The sequence below is a fragment of the Dictyobacter vulcani genome (assembly GCF_008974265.1).
Taxonomy (GTDB): domain Bacteria; phylum Chloroflexota; class Ktedonobacteria; order Ktedonobacterales; family Ktedonobacteraceae; genus Dictyobacter; species Dictyobacter vulcani.
This window is the reverse complement of sequence record NZ_BKZW01000002.1, coordinates 515,108-536,307: the sequence shown is the minus strand read 5'-3', so window position 1 is coordinate 536,307 and position 21,200 is coordinate 515,108. Positions and strand designations below refer to the sequence as shown.

Here is a 21,200-nt window from a genome sequence, read left to right as displayed (position 1 = left end):
AGTATCAGCGACGGTATTGCTCAGTTTATCAGACAAATATTTCATGATTTTTCTAGCAATATCATTCATGCTAGAGGTATCATTCGCATACGAGGGCGGCATGGGGTGCTGGAGTTCTGGCATACGACTGCCGCTGCCTTCTTTGCTTTCGCGGGTATTGCTAGCGATGTAATTCCTCTTTAATGCATAGCCTGTGTAGCAGACCACTACTTCAGACACTTCATTGATTGCATCCACGTCGAATATTACAACTTCACCTGAAATTTTTACTAATTTTATGTGCAACCAACCATTCGTAAATGTCTTATTCTTTGCGAACTGGATCTCATTAATGCTAAATGGCAAAAAGCCTCCTTCGACATGTGCTTGCTCCAACACATACATCATGGCGAGATACGCGGTATTGGTAATAAGTGGGTTTAACTCATAGGTGTGCGTGTCTTCTTGCTTGCCTGGCGCACAGTCGATGTGGGCAAGTACCTGGTCAGGTCCTATATACACGCATGTAATGCGCTTGAATATGTCTCCCCACTCGACCAGACCCTTACCGCGCTTGTATATCCGATCCACATCCTGGAATTCTTGTAGGGTGCTTTGTATATGCTGTATATCGCAATATCTGCCTTCAAAAGGCGCTTTTTCGTATTGGCCAGTTGCGGTTGGCTTCCATGCATCTGCGGATGTGTGACGATAGAGAACTTGAAAAGCAGTCGTGGTACCTTTTTGCAAACTCTCCACTTTCACTTCCACTTGTTGGTTTTCATTCACGGCAACCGGTTCGATATATGTGAGATTGCGCATGCATATACTATGTTGATCGGGAAAGAGGTGGAAAAAAGCTTTTACGGCCAGGCTTCCATACGTCGCTCCGATCAGTACCTGCTCACCATTCATTTGATGGCCCTTGAGATAAGGGTCGTCGTATGCATACCTTTCGAGGATACGGTGCTTCTTGTCCCCAGCAGTCGTCACAATAGCTGGTACTTTGTCGCTTCGATATGGTGCTGGCTCTTCATCATGCTCATCTTCGGCAAATACATGGTCGTCAACAAAACGAAAGGCCATCTGGTGATCGAACACATAATGAGGTAGATCAACCCATGCTGTTCCCTGAATTTTATAGAGGGGTTTAAAATCTATTCTTGCTCCTGCGACCCAATGCCGAGCCACCTGTCTGAGATTCTTTTTTTCCAGCAATTGCAGGATAGTAAATGCATCCGTCACATCGACATGGGAGGATGTGTGATCAAAGGAGGTGTAGATATCGCATTCTTGCACACCTGTGCTCGCTGTTTGCACGGTATCCAGTTTAACTATGAGGTCATCTATCGATGATGACAGAATAGCCACTCGGTGTTCCAGACCATGATTGAGTTTTTGCAAGCTTCGAGCAATGTCTCCCATATCTAAGAAGGGATTTTTGCGCAGGAATATACGCATCTTTTCAAGATATTTTCTGAGACTCCATGGCGTTCTGGCTGAAAAAATGAAAAGCGATTCTTGCGAAGATGCAGAACTGGGCAGACTGACAACAGGATCTGCGATGTATTCCTCAATGATTAGATTCGCATAGGATCCGCCCGCGCCAAAGGAATTGATCATACTCCTTCTAGGCAGGTTCTTCCCAGTGCGGGAATCGAGCGGCTGCTTCCATGGCTCAGTTGCTTGCTGGAGATAAAATGCAGTTTTTTCTAATTTGATATTCGGGTTTATGGGTTTTGCATTGATGCTTGGCACAAGCGTTGCATGTTCCATCTGTAAGAGTACTTTGCTCAACTGCGAAACACCAGAGGCCGCTTCTAAATGGCCCAGGTTGGATTTCACAGAACCCAATGCACAAAATTGCTTCTTTTCTGTATAATGCGCAAACGCTTGCTGCAGAGCAATGACCTCGATTGAATCTCCCAACTCTGAACCATTTGCAGCAGATTCAACGTATCCAATCGTCGTGGGATCAATACCAGATTGCCATATCGAGTTGGTAATTAGTTGGGCCTGCTGTTTCGGATCCGGGGCGGCATACATCTGTCTCCCTCCACTATGGTTGACAGAACTGCTTTTAATCACGGCATAAATGTGATCGTGATCTTGAATAGCCCTGGAGAGGGGTTTTAATAATACAGAACCAACACCTTCACCTGGAATAAATCCATCGCTGATACCAAAACTCTTACTTTCATTGCCGCTCCCTAAGAGGTGTGCACGCTGCAATACTGCATATTTGGATGGATCCAGTGCCAGATTGATACCACCCGCGATTGCCATCGAGCAACTCTGCTGTTTCAGGCTCTCACATGCCAGGTGAATAGCAGTCAAGGAACTGGAACAGGCGGAACTGATCGCAAGACTCGGGCCAGTGAGATTAAAAAAGTGAGAGATGCGATTCGCAATATGCCAGTCGGTTCCATTGGAGCTGAGCACGGCTTGCTCAAGTGAAGGAATGCTCAAAAAATACTGGTTGTACATATTGCCGACAAATACTCCGACACCTTTTTGCTGCCTGCTTTGCAACTCGTTCAACCTGAACTTGCTATAGCCTGCATTTTCAAATGTTTCCCAGACCACTTCTAAGAATAGCCGAATCTCGGGTGCCATTTCCATGACTTGCTGGCGGTTCACTTCAAACAACTGATAATCAAATCGATCGATCGATGCTAAAAATCCACCATAATATTTTGTATCAGTTTTTCGCGGCCTGTCTTTGGATAAGCGGTTGAGGAACGAATTCTTCCAGCGATCAGTAGCAACTTCTGTAATACAATTCTGGCCAGCTTTTAGATGCTCCCAGAGCTCTTCCAGCGTGTTTGATAAAGGATAGCGACCACTAATACCGATAATCGCAATATCGTCTGTTTCTTGAGTGCGTTCGTTGCCCTGCTGTATCTGTGCATTCTGTTCCTGGTTTGTGCGCTCAACCTGCTGCGACGCCAAAAAGCGGTCCGGTTTCACGGAGAACGAGGCAACCTGGACAGCCGGTGTTACGGACACTGATGCTTCTGGCACTGGGGGGGCTGCATTATTTGGTGGCGAAATCCATTCCCGTAGTTTTTTAGTGTGGTTTTTGATGAGATATTCAACGAGCTCTTGCGCATTACTGTATTCAAAAAGAATAGTTTTGGGAAGATCTCCTGTAACCTTTTCCAACTCTCGAATAAAATTTACTTGTAGAATAGAATCGATACCGTATTTTTCAAATGATGCATCGGCTTCAATCCTTTCTGGCGAGAGTTTAATGGCTTTCGCCAGGGTTTCTTTGATGAATTGCAATGTCCGGCCGGCCAGGAGATCGTCAGATATGGGCACATAGATTTCCGGCTTCGCGGGCAAAGCGTGGGCGCTGCTCTTTTCTTCCTGCAATACATGCGGACCATGGTTATAGGATATTTCTTCTTGCGCATGCTGGATGGCAACTGGCTTTACCGCTATATCTCCAGCTTTTGGCTGTTTTCTGTGCCGAATCACGCCATCGCTTTCAGCGACGATGATTTGCTGGCCCAGGTCATGGTCCTCTTCTGCCATGAAGGATACATCTCGAAAGCCTTCATTCTCCAATACTCTACGCCAGGTTTCTGGATACAAGCTAGGGCAGCCCGCAATGCGGAGCGCGGGATCCTCATACCGCCACCACCCTTCCAGAAGCCCAAAGGTAAGATGAGAGAAGATGTTATTGCTATTGATCTCATTTAATAAGAGCAATCCATTATTTTTCAGGACCGCTTTGGCATTGCGCAGTGTTTGGCGGATGTCTTTGGTAGCATGTAACACGTTGGCAGCGATGACGACGTCATAACTGCCTGCAGCAATATCTTGCTCTATAATTGGTGTTTCTACGTTGAAGATGCGATAGGTCAAATAAGGATTATACGGACCATACTCTCTTTCAGCATGGAGCAAAAATGCTCTTGAAACATCGCTATAGCAATATTCTTGAATATAGTCCTGATAGGATTTGAGCTTTTGAAAAACAGTGACGCTTGTTCCACCAGTACCTGCTCCTATTTCAAGAATACGTAAAGCCATACCGGGCTCTGATTTCAGACACTCCTGGATATACGCGACTAAGGTATCCGCAAGTACTTCATTGAAGTAGTCCGCGACCTGGTTTTGTTTGTAAACACCTTCGACTAATTCCATTGAGGAATCAGGAAATATGATATCGGTTGCAAGCACCTTGCCGGAAAGAATATCCGGCAAGGCTCTCACGGTCGCGTCGACTAAGGTTACCATGGCTTTCATGTTGCTGTCCGCCAACAATGTGGCCTTCTGTTCATCCCATGCCTGCCACACCGTATCCATATCGAGCCTGGTAGGATCGAGGGCTATATATCTCTCTCCTTCTTGTTTCAAGTAATGATTCCGCGTCAGGATCGCGGCGGTTTCTTCAATCCATCGTCTATATAAGTCTGGCAACCTGGATTCCGTTTTAAGATCGACTGCAACACTTTTTTCTGTGAAAAATCCTATGCACTGCAATTGACCCCATACTACTTTATACAGAAGCTGTTCCACGTTCGACATTTGTTGGTTCCTTCCTTATTTCATCTGCCGTATCTTTGTGCGATCTCCCAGTTTGTAGTTGCGCAACTTTTGAATATGCGAACGAGGATTCTCTGGATAGACTTCAATCCATTCGTTCTGGCTCATCGTTTCCGATCGCAAATGCGTGGTCGTTTTCATCAATGCAAGTTGATTGAGAGGTCCGCCGAGCAGTATTTCTAGCGCTTGCATGGCTTCAGGAGGCTCGATAGATCCAACACCAGCCTGGACCATTCGCTGCTGGTACTCTGGTGAAGCTACGATCCCAATCGTTCCCCAATAGCTCCAGTTCATTACTTTAACAGCACACGGCCATTCCTGCGCAAGCCGCTGCGCAAAAGCATCTTTGAATGTACAGCCCGATGCATAATTACTCTGTCCTGCGGCTCTGGCAAAAGATTGCATTGAGGAGAAGAACAAGGCAAAATCCAGCGGTTCGTTGTGAAAAATCTGGGCTATGCGCAGGCTTATATCCACTTTTGCCGCCAGGACTTTTTTGAAGCGTGCTTCATTCATATTTGCCAGGCTTTGATCCGACAGGATGATGGCGGAATGAATTACACCGTGAATTCTCGGATGGCTTGTTTTGATTACTTGATAGGCTTGCTGCATGGCGGAATAGTCGGTTGCGTCAGCCTCTATATACATGGGGGCCGGTCCCAGGGCTGCCAACCGGTCTATCTTGCGCTGAATGTGTTCATCCTTTTTCCTCCTACCAATCCAAACAACATGCGCCTGGTGTGACTTGATCAGGGATGCGCTCCAGGCTTCCCCTATACCGCCTGCTCCTCCGATTACGACATATACGCCTCCTTGCCGGTACAAGGATTGCGCTGGTTGCTGGTGCTGAACAGGAATTAAGCGTTGACGGTACCATTCCCGGTTCCGATAGGCCCAGGTGTCTCCTTGAGAATCTGCTGGCAGGGTGAATATATCAGCGACATGCCAATCATGGCGGTCTTCCAGATCGATCAATCTGACCTTCCAGTTGCTGTATTCTTTTGCCATGGAACCAATTATGCCGTGAATACTTGCATGGGTTGGATTCACCTTATCGTCTTTCTGCACACGTTGGGTCCGCTCTGTCATAATGCTCCAACTTACTGCTTTGTTTCCATATTCTAAATGGAGCATGGCTTTGATCAACCTGAAGATCTGTAGAACACCCTGGTTCTGACCGGCAATAATTTCTTCGCTACGATAGGATTCGGAACGATGCGACGGTGCGATCCAGACAATATGATGGATGGGACCGCAGGCGGCAAGCTGCTCTGCTATCGCTTCGATAGTATCCTGAGGTTGAATATTCAATGCGCGCGCCTCTGGATACTGTTTTCGGATGGTCCGCATACCGTACTCATCCACTCCGATGGTTACGACCCGTTCATCTGGGGATGGCGGTACTTGTCCTCTTTCTACCACTACAACGTCCCAGACAGGATTCAACATGAGCGCACCAGCAAGCGCTTCTTGCGCTTTTGGTGGAACAACTGGCCTGGATGCGCGGCCAGCCCCGGCCCCATCATCCATGATGCGCGAAGAAATCCCTTTGATCCTTACCCGAATGTTGCCTTGCTCATCACATAAGTCTATATCTATCATCTGTATTTTGCTCTGTGTTGTACCACCGTCACGAATTCTGACATATGCCCACATCCGAGACGTGCATTTGCCGTACACTATAAGCTCTTGCAAGGCAAATGGTAATGATAAGTGCTCAGTATCGGCATTGTGTTGTACGCCGATTGTCGCCTGCAGTGCCGCATCCAGTATACTCGGGTGAAGAATGAATTGATGAGCCGTTTCATAGACAGATGACGGCAATGACAGTTCTGCTAATGCCTGCCTCTGCCCCACATGTACTTTCTGGATTCCTCGATGACCTGGACCATAATGAATTCCTATTGATTGGAATATCTCATAGCACTGCTTGGAGGAGAGTGTCTGCTGATGACATTGGGCCAGGAGAGATTTTAGATTGAGCGGCGCAATTTCTTCAACCGTGCCGATCGCGACGCTGCCCTGACCGTGCACTATGCGTGCTACGTTTACTCCGCCAGACTCTCCAGACTCACTATAGACCTCATAAGCGATCTCACCATTCTCCTGAGGAACGAGACGAATATCAACTTGTGTAGGGGGCTGATCCGCTACAATGGGTTGAACCCAGACGACGTTTTTGATGCGCATTCCAGGCTGCTCATTCTGCAAACCTCGTATCGCCTTCGTTACAGCCACACGTGCCATTTCAAGGTAGGCCACGCCCGGCATTACTGGATTTCCTTTCACTCTATGATCGGCGAGAAAGAATTCCTGGCCGGTAAAAATCGAGCGGAACCGTTGCTCTGACAGATCAGAAATGTTCTGGTGCACCAGGGGATGCAGGATGGAGGCAGTGCCAGTGCCTACTGCCTGGCTGGTGCTCGGTACGGCATGTGCACGCTCAACGCTCGCTGGGGAGGGGCTTGCTTCAACCCAGTAGCGCTCTCTGGCAAATGGATAGGTCGGCAGACTGATCCGTTTGGGCTTCGGCTCCCCATACCATCTGCTCCATTCCACATTCAGTCCTCGCACCCAGACATCCAGGAGCTTGCCATATTTCTTGCGCTGCATCCATTTCTCGATCGCTTCCTGAATCTCTTCATCGGCGGTGAGCCCTTGAAAGGTGGCTTTGTTGACCTTGCCTCGGTACACCTCTTCGAGGCTCTCCTGGCCGGCAACCACGCCTGCCAGCTTCTCTTCCAATTCCACCAGCGAGCCAGCGATAATGCCCAGCCGTTCTTCCATCGCGTCTCGTCCCACCTGCAGGGTGTAGGCGATGTCGGCCAGGTCGCTGTCGCGATAGCGCTGAGCTCGAAGCGCCGTGAGCATGTGTTGGGCCTGCTCCTTGAGCCGCTCGGCATTTCTGGCTGACCACACGAAGAGAGCTGGCTGCTGTGGGGTGGTCAGGGGTGAGGGTCGCTCCTCGCGGGCCACGTACTCTTCGATGACGACATGCGCATTGACGCCTCCGATGCCAAACGAGCTAACTCCGGCACGTCGCGGCAGCGCCCGCCCGTGTGGATCGGTGAGCGCTGCCCAGGGTTGCTGCTCCTGCACGATGTAGAACGGGCTGTCCTGCAGCTGAATGTAGGGATTGATGGTGTCACTATGCAGGCTCTTCACCAGCGTTTTGTGCTGGAGCTGCAGCAACACCTTGATGACGCCCGCGACTCCGGCGGCCAGCGACAGGTGTCCGATGTTGGTTTTCACTGACCCCAGGCCACAATGGTGGCTGGTCATCTGCGCGTCTCCGGTGCGGCGGTACAGCTCTTTGAAAGCTGCTTTCAGTCCATTGATCTCCACGGGATCACCGAGCGCGGTCCCGGTTCCATGGGCTTCAATGTAGGTCACGGTGCGCGGATCTATCCCGGCACGCGTATAGGCCGTTTGGAGCAGTTCCGCCTGCGCCTTTGGATTGGGTGTGGTCAGCGAATTGGCGCGTCCACCATGGTTCACGGCGGTCCCTCGGATGAGGCCATAGATATGATCGCCAGCCTGCTCTGCCGCACTCAATTTCTTTAGAAAGAGGATGCCCACGCCTTCACTAACTGCAAAGCCATCGGCATGATCTGAGAAGGTTTTACAGCGGCCTTCTTTGCTCAGTGCTCCGGCTTTATCATAGGCAATATGCCCTTGTGGGGTCACGACTGTATTCACACCACCGACAATGGTCATGTCACAGGTGCCGTCCTCGATCGCACGCACAGCATGATGGATGGCCACCAACGAACTTGAGCAGGCAGTATCGATGGGTTCGCTCGGCCCGTGAATGTTTAAGAAGTAACTCACGCGGTTCGGTCCGACCGAAGGACTCATATTGGCAGCTGAGGAACCTTCGATCTCTACACTGGAGAGCAGTGCGCTGTAGCCGGTGTTGCCCGTACCGATAAAGATGCCGGTTTGCGTTCCTGACAGGCTCTGGGCTGCATAGCCGGCGTCTTCAATCGCTTTCCAGGCATACGTCATCAACAAACGCTGCTGTGGCTCCATTTGCTCGGCTTCTCGCGGCGAAATCCCGAAGAACAACGGATCAAACTCTCCGACACCGTCGATGAAGCCGCCCCACTTGACGTTGGTCTTATTTGCTTCTTTGTTCGGATCTCCGTAGTACTCCTGCCAATCCCAGCGCTCTTTGGGGATCTCGGTGATGCAGTCTCGCCCCGCGACAAGATTTTGCCAGTAGGCTTCCACATCCTCGGCCATCGGGAATGTCCCGCTCATGCCGATGATGGCTATCGGCTCGGGGGCTCCCGCCGCTGGCTGTGGCGCTGACTGTGGCGCGGTCCTTACGAAGCGGGCAGGCCGTCGCTGCTGGTGCAGGATGGTCTCCGCCATAGCTTCTTTGACGGCCGGGGTAGACGCAACAGCCTCGACACTGGTGCGCGTGACAAATCGTGCAGCAAAGACCTTGTGATATGTCTCTGCCAGGTGCACAGAGAGAGACTGAACCGTTGGATACTCAAAGAATATCGTCGGTGTCAGATCAAGCTTGTATTGCTCATTCAACATATTGGAAAACTCTGTTAACGTGATAGAGTCGAATCCATATTGATTGAACTCTGCCTCGGCATCGACATCATCGATTCTGATCTTGAGTACTTTGGATACATCTTGCTTTAAAGCATGCTGTACTTTATCCAACAGGCTGCCTGTATCAATTTCTACCGTCGATGTGAGTGGCTCTTCTGCTTGCCGGGCTGGCTGAATGATAGATGCCTTCTTCTGTAGCATCTTTTGTTTCACTGTCTGCATTTCGCCTTCCATCACCAGTATCTCGTCTTTGCCAGAAGCCAGGGCTTTATACATGGATGCAATACCGGTTGCGGTCTCCATCGCAACCACACCGGTGCGCTGCATAGTCAGCTTTTCGGTCTCGGCGTCGACACGCATCCCACCTTCTTTCCATAGAGGCCAGTTGATGGATAGCGTTTGACCATGACGGTACATGGGTCTAATCAGAGCATTCCGATAGGTTGCATATGCGTCCATAAAGGCATTAGCCATCGCGTAATCCGCCTGGCCCGCACTGCCCATAACACCTGCGATAGATGAAAAAAGGAGCACAAAATCTAACGCCAGATCCCTGGTGGCTTCGTCCAGGTTGACCAGTCCTTTTACTTTGGGTGCCAGTACATCCTGCACATCTTGCACGTTTTTATATGTGATATAGCTGTCTTTAATGACGCCTGCACTGTGGATAATGCCATTGAGTTTTCCATATTCCTTTAGGATGTGCGTGATCAAATCAGCTACTGCACTCTCCTGTGCTACATCCATTTGTATATATATGGCATGTGCACACTGCTGCTGAAGTTCTCTAAGCTGTACTTGCTTGTCAGGACTCAACTCGGAGCGACCCGTGAGAATTATGGTTGCATGCTGTGCCTGCTGCACAATTTCGCGGGCAAACAGGAACCCCAGGCCTCCTGCTCCCCCTGAGATCAGATAGATGCCTTTATCCTTCCAGGGGATTTTTATCTTGCTGCCTGGTACTTCGATCTCGTTCCAATCGACAATGCATCGTTGGCCATTGCGATACTTAATATGTTTGTCTTCCAGACTGCTTTTATTTTCTTCTAATTGTTCTCTGAGCCTTTCAATCTGTGGGTTGGCTTCGATTTCAATCATCTGGCCAATCAGTTTTGAGTTTTCGAGCGTAGCCGTTTTGAGCAAGCCGGACAGCCCGGTAAACAATTGTTGTTCACCGTGTGAGGATACTACAACCTGGATCAGTACGTGGCCCTGCGGCTTCTGACGCAAAATGTCCTGGATCTGTTCAAACACCTGTCCCGCATAGCATTGAAAACGCTCGGCAATGCTCCTTTGCTCGGACTGCAATATGAGACATTGGACACCGGGCATCCTGGTTTCGATGCTCTCTTTCGTCAATCCGTCTATTTCGCACAGCATCACAATATGCTGGACGTATACAGGGGCTGATCTGTCCTTGTCGGCCTCGCGCTGTTTCCAGACTGGCTCAAGCATCAGGGTTCCGATCGATTTAGTGGCCCTATCCACATCAGCTACACCTTCTACGACTCTAAATGATAGGCCCTTCAAGCGAATACATATGTTTCCGCGCTCATCACAGATAGTAATATCGCGCTTGCGCATTTTGTCTGCGGCTTTGCTGTCCGGACTGTATCTGGCGTAAACCCACATCCGAGCTGTACATGTACTGAATACTTTAAGCTCTTGTATGGCGAAGGGGAGCATCATGCGGTCTTCGCCGGCGTTGGTGAGTAGACTGGATACCTGCAAAGCGGAATCCATCAGACCGGGATGTAATACATATTGAGCTATTGTATCTAGTACTGTGGATGATAACTCCAGGGTTGCCAGTACAAAATCCTCTCCTGTATACACTTTCTCTATCCCGCGATACGCTGGACCATAGTCGAACCCGATGATTCTATATGCTTCGTATACCTGGCTGACCGAGAAAGTGCTTGGAGTACACTGCGCTTGCAGGAAAGCCAGGTCGATGACTGGAGTATTTGTGACGAAGCTCTGCCAGGCACTCCCCTGACTGTATATTATGCGCTCGTCTTCAACATTTGCTGCGTGCCCGTAAACTTCATAGGCAATTTCTCCATTATCTGCAGGATAAAGTCCGATGTGTACCTCTAACGACTGCTTCCCTACGACAATCGGTCGCACCCAGACCACATTTTTGAGATGTAGACAGGTCAGGTCCTGGCCTGAAACCTCAGAGGCTTGCTCAATAGCTTCGCGTACCATTTCCAGGTGAGCCACCCCTGGCAGAATACGTTGGCCTTTTACGACGTGATCGGCGAGAAAGAATTCCTGGCCGGTAAAGGTCGAACTAAACCGTTGCTCCATGAAATTGGAGGTGTTCTGGTGCACCAGGGGATGCAGGATGGAGGCAGAGCCTGTCGCCTGGCTGGTGCTCGGCACCGCCGGCACACACGCAACGCTCGCTGGGGAGGGGCTGGCCTCAACCCAGTAGCGCTCTCTGGCAAATGGATAGGTCGGGAGACTGATCCGTTTGGGCTTCGGCTCCCCATACCATCTGCTCCATTCCACATTCAGCCCTCGCACCCAGACATCCAGGAGCTTGCCATATTTCTTGCGCTGCATCCATTTCTCGATCGCTTCCTGGATCTCTTCATCGGCGGTGAGCCCTTGAAAGGTGGCTTTGTTGACCTTGCCTCGGTACACCTCTTCGAGGCTCTCCTGGCCGGCGACCACACCTGCCAGCTTCTCTTCCAATTCCACCAGCGAGCCAGCGATGATGCCCAGCCGTTCTTCCATCGCGTCTCGTCCCACCTGCAGGGTGTAGGCGATGTCGGCCAGATCGCTGTCGCGATAGCGCTGAGCTCGAAGCGCCGTGAGCATGTGTTGGGCCTGCTCCTTGAGTCGCTCGGCATTTCTGGCTGACCACACGAAGAGCGCTGGCTGCTGTGGTGTGATCAGGGGTGAGGGTCGCTCCTCGCGGGCCACGTATTCTTCGATGACGACATGCGCATTGACGCCTCCGATGCCAAACGAGCTGACTCCGGCACGTCGCGGCACCGCTCGCCCGTGTGGATCGGTGAGCGCTGCCCAGGCTTGCTGCTCCTGCACGATGTAGAACGGGCTGTCCTGCAGCTGAATGTAGGGATTGATGGTCTCGCTATGCAGGCTCTTCACCAGCGTTTTGTGCTGGAGCTGCAACAGCACCTTGATGACGCCCGCGACTCCTGCGGCCAGCGACAGGTGTCCGATGTTGGTTTTCACTGACCCCAGGCCACAATGGTGGCTGGTCATCTGCGCGTCTCCTGTGCGGCGGTACAGCTCTTTGAAAGCTGCTTTCAGTCCATTGATCTCCACGGGATCGCCAAGCGCGGTCCCGGTTCCATGGGCTTCAATGTACGTTACCGTGCGCGGATCTATCCCGGCACGCGTATACGCCGTTTGCAGCAGTTCCGCCTGCGCCTTCGGATTAGGTGTGGTCAGCGAATTGGCGCGTCCACCATGGTTCATTGCGGTCCCTCGGATGAGGCCATAGATATGATCGCCAGCCTGCTCTGCCGCGCTGACTTTTTTCAAGATGATAACGCCCACACCTTCGCCATGCGCAAAGCCATCGGCATGATCTGAGAAGGTTTTACAGCGGCCTTCTTTGCTCAGTGCTCCAGCTTTGTCAAAACTGATATATATTTCCGGTAAGATAATTGTATTCACACCACCCACAATGGCCATGTCACAGGTACCGTCCTCGATCGCACGCACAGCATGATGGATGGCCACCAACGAGCTTGAGCAGGCAGTATCGATGGATTCGCTCGGCCCATGAATGTTTAAAAAGTAACTCACCCGACTCGGTCCGACCGAAGGACTCATATTGGCGGCGGCGGAGCCTTCTATAGCCGCATTCGCTTTGGAGAGCAGTGCACTGTAGCCAGTGTTGCCCGTACCGATAAAGATGCCGGTCTGCGTTCCTGACAGGCTGTGGGCTGCATAGCCGGCGTCTTCAATCGCTTTCCAGGCATACGTCATCAACAAACGCTGCTGTGGCTCCATTTGCTCGGCTTCTCGCGGCGAAATCCCGAAGAACAACGGATCAAAATCTCCGACACCGTCGATGAAGCCGCCCCACTTGACGTTGGTCTTATTCGCTTCTTTGCTCGGATCTCCGTAATACTCCTGCCAATCCCAGCGCTCTTTGGGGATCTCGGTGATGCAGTCTCGCCCCGCGACAAGATTTTGCCAGTAGGCTTCCACATCCGCGGCCATCGGGAATGTCCCGCTCATGCCAATGATGGCTATCGGCTCGGGGGCTCCTGCCGCTGGCTGTGGTGCTGGCTGTGGCGCGGTCCTTACGAAGCGGGCAGGCCGTCGCTGCTGGTGCAGGATGGTCTCCGCCACAGCTTCTTTGACGGCCGAGGTAGGCGCAACAGCCTCGACACTGGTGCGCGTGGCAAATCGTGCAGCAAAGACCTCGTGATATGTCTCTACCAGGTGCGCCGCCAGGTTTTGCAGCGTGGCATATTCAAAGAATATCGCTGGCGTCAGCTCCAGCTTGTATATACGATTGAGCTTATTGGTAAATTCAGTCATCGAAATGGAGTCGAGTCCATAGCTGGGTAGATCGACATCATATTCGATATCTCCTATATTTACTTTGAGGATTCTGGAGATCTCTTGTTTTAAGGCGGTTCGTACTTTATCGAGCAGGCTTTCGCTAGTGATATCTGCGCTGATAGCAGGTGCTGTTGTACTTGCTACTTTGCTTTGTACGGGTGCAGGAGGCGCGGCTTGCAGCATTTTTTGTCTGATTATCTGTACATTGCCTTCAACGATCATGACCTGACTTTTGCCTGACGCTAATCCCTCGTATAGGGCCTGCATGCCCGTCTCGGTTTTCATAGGCACAATGCCCATATTTTGGGTCAACGTCTTTTCAGTTTCCGCGTCGATATGCATGCCGCCTTCTTTCCACAGAGGCCAGTTGATGGAAAGTGTCCTGCCATGCCGCTGCTTGAACGTGGTCAGGGCCTGGCGGTATGCGGAATATGCGTCCATAAAGGCATTGGCCATCGCGTAATCCGCCTGGCCCGCGTTGCCCAGACTCCCGGAGACGGATGAGAAGAACAGGAAGAAGTCGAGCTCCAGCTCTTTACTCGCCTCATCCAGATATTCCAGGCCGACAACCTTGGGGGCCAGCACTTCTTGCAGTTCTGCCTGCGTTTTCTTGACGATGTAGTTGTCCTTGATGATGCCCGCGCTGTGGATGATGCCGTTGAGTTGTCCGTACTCCGCCTCGATCTCCTGCACCAGGTGCCGGACTGCTACCTGCTCGGTCACGTCCGTCTGGCGATAAGTCACCTGTGCCCCCAGGCCACGCAGTTCCTCCAGCTGTTGTTCCGTCTCGGCACCCGGCGCAGAACGTCCCGTCAGGATCAGGCTCACGTGCTGCGCGTGTCGCGCGATCTCTCGGGCAAACAGCAGTCCCAGGGCACCGGCTCCCCCCGTGATCAGATAGACCCCTCGGTCTTTCCATGGATGCCGTGCGCCGCCAGCAGGGGTGATTTCACGCCAGACGGCGACGGAACGTTGGCCATGGATGTAGCGGATGTGCCGGTCCCCCGGACACAGGCGATTGGCCTGGACCAGGTGGGGCAGCTGCGTCAGCTCTTCCTCGCTGCTGAGCTCGATAAGCTGGCCGATCAGTCTGGCATGCTCGATGCGGGCGGTTTTGAGCATTCCGACCAGGCCCGCGAACAGATTGTGGTCACCATGCGTGGCGACCACAATCTGGACCAGGACGTGACCCTGCAGCTTCTGGTTCAGAAGCGCCTGGATCTGCTCAAACACCTGGCTCGCATAGCGCTGAAAACGCTCGGCGACACTGCCGCTGTCAGCATTCAGGGTGAGCACACGCACACCCGGCAGCTGGGAGGTGAGCCGTTCACGCGCTGCGCTGGTGGCTTCGCAGAGAATCACCAGATGCTCATCATAGGACACATCGGGCGTCGCTGACATGATGGCCTGTTCTTGCCACACGGGCTCCAGCAGCAGATGATCTGCGTGGGATATGGCGTCAGTGGGGCGCACCTCACCGTCCAGGACTCTCGCCGAGAAGCCTTTGATCCGGACGCACACCGCCCCTGCCTCATCGCACAGGTCAATATCTACTTTCTGGACTACATCCTCTACTTTATTGCCTTCACTGTATTTGACATACACCCACATGTCAGGAACGCATTTTCTGATGACTTCAAGCTCTTGCAGCGCAAAAGGCAGTGCCACCTGGAAAGATTTTCCGCGTTCGAAGAGCAGCTTCGCCCGGGTGATATTTTGTAGATATTCCGCTACCTGCAACGCCCCATCCATCAAACTTGGATGCAAAACATATTGATCCTGCGTATCGGCGACCGAGTCCGGCAGAGAGAGCTTTGCCAGCATTTGACCTTGTCCAGGATAAACTTTCTGAACTCCTCTATAGCCTGGACCATATTCAGCTCCAATCATGCCTTCATAGAAACGCCTGGATTCGATTACATCCTGATTGCATTCATTGATGAGGGCATCCAGGTCCAACGTTACTTTATCGGCAGATACATATATTTCTGCGAGGCCCTGGTTGTACACAACTGGCTCAGCATCCACCATATCGGCGTTACTATACATGTTGTAAGAGATCTGCCCATTATCTTCCTCATAGAGCCCTACATGTACCCGAACAGGTTGATCTGCGACAACAATCGGTCGTATCCAGACCACATTTCTGAGTCGCAGCGCTGTCTGATCTTCATTGACACCTCCAATGGCCTGTTCGACGGCGGCGCGGGCCATCTCAAGTGTGACGACTCCTGGAACTATGGTCACGCCCTGAATAATATGCTCTGCGATAAAGTATTCTTGCCCTGAAAAGGTCGAGCTAAATCGTTGTTCAGCTAAAACTGACGTGTTTTGATGCAGCAATGGATGCAGCGGAGACGTTCCGGGTGTCGGGTGCTGCTCACGCTGACTGGTCTGTGGCCAGTAGCGCTCCTGGGCAAACGGATAGGTCGGCGCGCTCATACGTCGTGGCAGACCATGCGGATAGAGCTGTCGCCAATCAATCGTCATGCCTTTACACCAGAGCTCCGCCAGTTTGTGCACCTTACCTCTGGCTATCCATATCTGAGTCAGAGCCTGGCTATCGTCGTCTTCCTCCAACCACGAGACGTCGTTGCCTTGCTGGCGCTCCCCACGCAGACATCCGGCAATCTCCTCCTTCCCCGCCATGAACGCCGCCAGTTGCTGGCTCAATTCCTCTTGATCATGCGCCAGAAACACGACTCGGCTCTCCATCGCTTCTCGCCCCACCTGCAAGGTATAGGCCAGATCCCTCAGGGTCCCTTCCTCTTCCCATCCCGCTGTCTGCACGAAGGCCAGCAATTCCTGGACATAGGCCCGCACGCGTCCGCTGTTCCTGGCCGACAATGGGAGCAGATATGGTCCTCCTTCCTCCCCTGCCCGCGCCTCCTCTGAGGGCCGATATTGCTCGAAGATCGCATGCGTGTTGGTCCCGCCCAGTCCAAAGGAGCTCAGGGCCGCGCGGTGCGCCTCCGCTCCCTGCTTCCACTCCTGCCGCTCCGTCACCACATAAAATGGCGAGTGCTCCAGTTCCAGCGCCGGATTCGGCTCTTGATAGTTGATGGTGGGGACCAGCTCGTTGCGTGCGAGACTTAATACCACCTTGATGCTGCCTGCCAGCCCCGCGACCGTATCCAGGTGTCCCAGGTTGCTTTTCACTGAGCCCAGACCACACGTGGGCTGCCCGCGGTGCTGGGACGGATACACCGCTTTTAAGGCCGCCAACTCGATCGGATCCCCCAGTTTGGTACCGGTGCCATGCGCTTCCAGGTAATGGATGGTCGCTGGATCAACCCGGGTCGCCGCCAGCACCTGCTGCATCACGTCCGTCTGCCCTTTCACACTGGGGGCATAAAAACCGACCTTCTCAGCGCCATCGTTGTTCACGCCGATGCCGCGCAACAGCGCATAGATGTGATCTCCGTCGTTGACCGCTGCCACCGCGTTCTTCAGCACGATCACCGCCACGCCCTCACCGCCAGCCATCCCATCTGCCGCGGCATCAAAGGCCTTGATGTGGCCATCGCTGGAAAAATTCAGGCCGGGCTGATGCACATAGCCGACCTGGGACTGGGCATGAATGGTCGAGGCGCCCACCAGGGCGTAGGTGGACGCACCTGCTTGCAAGCTCTGGTAGGCGGCATGCAGCCCGATCAGCGACGAGGAACAGTTGGCATGCACAAAATAGCTCGGCCCTCGAAGCCCGAGCTTATGCGAGATCATGGTCGGGATGGTCCCGCTCTGGGCCAGAACCCAGGAAACATACCCATCGGGACTCTCGGCGTTCTGGGTTGTTTCAGCCGGCAACAGCGCTCGATACCCATTGGTGCTGGCCGACATGTAGACGCTGGTGTGGGGAATCTGCCGGCTGACATAACCGGCATCCTCGATAGCTTTCCAGGAGTGCAGCAATAAGAGCCGCAGTTGCGGGTCCATCAGCTCGGCATCCTTGGGCGAAAGATGAAAGAACCCTGGATCGAAGAGGTCCTTGCCCGCGATGGTGGATTGGACCGGCACATAGTGGGGATTGGCAATCAACTCCTCGGGCACACCCATCTCGCGCAGTTCTTCCGCGCGGAAAAAGGTCAGGCTTTCTTTGCCTGCGCACAGGTTCTCCCAGAATTCCCGATAGGTGCTGGCCCCGGGAAACTGGCAGGAGATGCCGATCACCGCCACGCTGGTATCGTAATAGTCAGGCAGGGCGCGCCGGGTCGCGGGGGACTCGTTGACTGCCGTCGTGATCGCGCTCTCGTCCATGGCTGGCAACACCGGCTCTTGCTGGCGCGCGAGATAGGCACTGCTGGCGCGAATGGTGGGGTACGCAAACAGGTCCGTGACGCCGAACGGACACGCCAGGGCGTTCGCGATCCGTTCGGCCACCACCACCGCCAGCAATGAATCTCCGCCCACGTCGAAAAAGCCGTCATCGCTCCCCACTTCCTCTACCTGGAGCACCTCCCGCCAGATCTCCCGCAGGATCGCTTCAATCTGGCTGTGGGAGACGTGGTGCGTCCGCCCCTCCGGTCGTGGCAGGGTCAGCGCCCGCTGCTCCAATGCCTTGCGGTCAATCTTTCCGTTGGGGGTGAGCGGTAGCGTGTCCAGTCTCAGGAAATGCGCGGGCACCATGTAGTCGGGCAGCGCCGCTTTCACATGCGCACGCAGCGCCTCCACCGCTGGCACGGGCTCGTGCGCGGTATAATAGGCCACCAGTTTTTTCTGCTCCTGGTGCTGATGGACCACGGTCACGACCTCCTGCACCCCTGCATGCTCCGCGATCCGACTGTCAATCGCGCCTAGTTCAATCCGGAAGCCTCGCAGCTTGACCTGCGTGTCGCTGCGTCCAAGATATTCAATCTGGCCTGTGGGAAGCCAGCGAGCCAGGTCACCGGTTTTGTAGAGCCTGCTGCCTGCCTGGAAGGGATTCTCCACGAACTTCTCAGCGGTCAGGGCTGGCTGGCGATAATAGCCTCGCGCAAGCCCCACGCCGGCGATACACAGCTCGCCAGGAACCCCGACGGGGACAGGATTCAGATAGGAATCCACGATATAGATCTGCGTATTGGCAATTGGTCTACCAATAGGCGTCTGGTTACTGACCACACTGTTCCTGGTACAGCTAAACCAGGTTGCATAGATGGAGGCTTCAGTCGGACCATAGATATTTTCGACACTGCTCTTATTAAATGTGGCGACGGCCTTTTTCACTAGCTCTTTGGGAAAAGCTTCGCCTGCAACCATCATATATTTGATTGAGCAATGTTCTAGAAACGTCTTACTATTCGCTGCGCTGTTCAAAAAGACATTCAACATAGCTGGCACAAAGTTGATATGCGTTATACGATATTTCTCAATATATTCCATAAAAAGCGATGGTGATTTCTCCCCATCTGGCGGCAGAATAACGAGACGTCCATTGCCTATAAACCAGCCAAATAATTCAGAGAGCGAGACATCAAAAACATAGCTCGTTTTCAACAGGTATGCATCTTCATTGGTAACGGGATACTGAGACTCAAGGAAATAGAGCGTATTCATAATGCTTCTATGCTCAACCATAACACCCTTGGGCTTGCCCGTGCTACCAGAGGTATAAATCACATAGGCGAGATGATCTGGCCTGACTTCGCGTTTCAGCGTTTTTCTTCCACTCGCTGCATTGACAACCTTCCACCAATCCTTGTCCAGGGCAATGACTTGTCCCTGTTCCTTGTTCAACGTATGCATGGTGGACAGGAATTTATCCTGGGTTAAAATGATTGAAACGTCGCTATCCTTGAGGACATAGGCCAGTAAATCTTCTGGATGGCTGGGATTCAAAGGCACATATGCTCCCCGGACTTCAGAATTCCCAGTATGCCAATGATCATCTCTAAGGATCGTTCTACACATATGCCTACCAGGCGTTCAGGACCGATTCCCTGCTCCTGCAAATACAGAGCAAGCCGGGTGCTTTTCTCATCTAGATCTCGATAGGTGAGCTCTTCTCCTTCAAAGACTACGGCAATAGCTCCAGGCGTTGCTCTGGCTTTTTGTGCGAATATTTCGTGGATACATTGGTCATTCCCATACTCTACCCTGGTCGCATTCCAGCTCATAAGCACGTTTTGTTGCTCTTCACTCCCTCGTAAAGCGTACTGCTGCAAGGGTAAGGATGGATCATGCATAATCTCTTGCGCCAGCTTTAGATAATGCTGCATCATCCGCTCTATGGTAGCCGCATGAAACACGTCGCGGTTGTATATCAGATTCAAGATAGTTGCATTTCCCTGCTCGTACACCTCTAGAGCAAGCTCGAATTCTCCTTCCTGGCGGATATCATTGATAAACTCGATGTTAAGCGCTCGGTAGTGATTTTGGATTTCTTGCCAACCTGTCGCCTGGAAGAAATTCTGATAGAAGAAAGCTACCTGAAAGATGGGGAAATTCGCGCTTGTACGATCTACGTTCAACTCTTTCACCAATAATGGAAACGGGTAGACTGCGTGATCCAGGTCATCCACGACTCTCATCTGCAAATCTTGCAGGAATGCTGAGAAAGGTTGCGGTCCCACGTTCTGGCTTCTGACTGCGATCATGTTGACAAAGTATCCAAGCATGGAGTCGAAGCGCTCTTCGGGCCGCACCATCGTCGGCATGCCAACGATAATATCTGTTTGGTGCGTATATTGGTGCAGCAAAACTTTAAAAAGAGCTAAATAGGTGATGGATAGATTCACGTTCTGGGATCGGGCATATGCTTTTATTTGTGCGTTGAGGTCAGATGGAAGCAGGTTGGTATACGCCTCACCATTGAAATTTGGCACGGAAGTACGGGGAAGATCAGCAGGTAGTTCCAGAATGGGTAGTGTTCCTGTCAGTTGCTGCTTCCAGTATGCAAGATGCTGCGCTCCTTCCTCACTTTTCAGCATGCTTTGTTCCCATTCCACAAAATCATGGTAGCTTGCCAAAGAGGGCGTGACGACTGGCTCCTTGCCCTGTATAAGATCCTGATACGCGCCTAAGAGGGTCGCGATGAACGTCATCATGGAAACGCCGTCAAATATAATATGGTGTATGGTGATCAGCACCAGGTATTCTTGTGCTGACCGAAAAAAAAGATGCGCCCGTACTAAAGGACCCTGTTCCAGGACAAACGGCTCTTTTGATTTCTCTCGTAAATATGGAAGCACGTCAGCAAGATCCATAGCAGAGGTATCCTCTTGCCGCACGAGCAGTGGTTGAGATTGCGGTGTTGCCTGGTAAGGGATACCATTGTCGTCTGTGATGATACTGGTCAAAATAGGAAACTGTTTCGCCACAAACTGCAGAGCTTTTTGGAATTTCTCTCTATCCAATTGTGTACGTATACGAAAACAGAGAGGAATATTATACGCGCTCATCGTGGGCGACATCTTTTGTAGCATCCATAAGCCCTTTTGCCCTTCGGATAGAGGACTTTGAGATGATTTCAGCTTCAATTCATGAAGCTTTTCTTCCACTTCAGCCATTGATAATTGGCCCGATTTATATGCATTGAGAATCTCTGTATAATCCAT

The 21,200-nt window shown here is 52.1% G+C and carries 2 pseudogenes; both read right to left on the bottom strand.

Annotated features, from left to right (window positions below):
• Window positions 1–186 precede the first annotated feature (186 nt).
• Window positions 187–4,518 (bottom strand): annotated as a pseudogene (locus tag KDW_RS20110) (beta-ketoacyl synthase N-terminal-like domain-containing protein); the annotation flags it as partial.
• A gap of 15 nt (window positions 4,519–4,533) precedes the next feature.
• A pseudogene (locus tag KDW_RS20105) lies at window positions 4,534–21,200 on the bottom strand (amino acid adenylation domain-containing protein).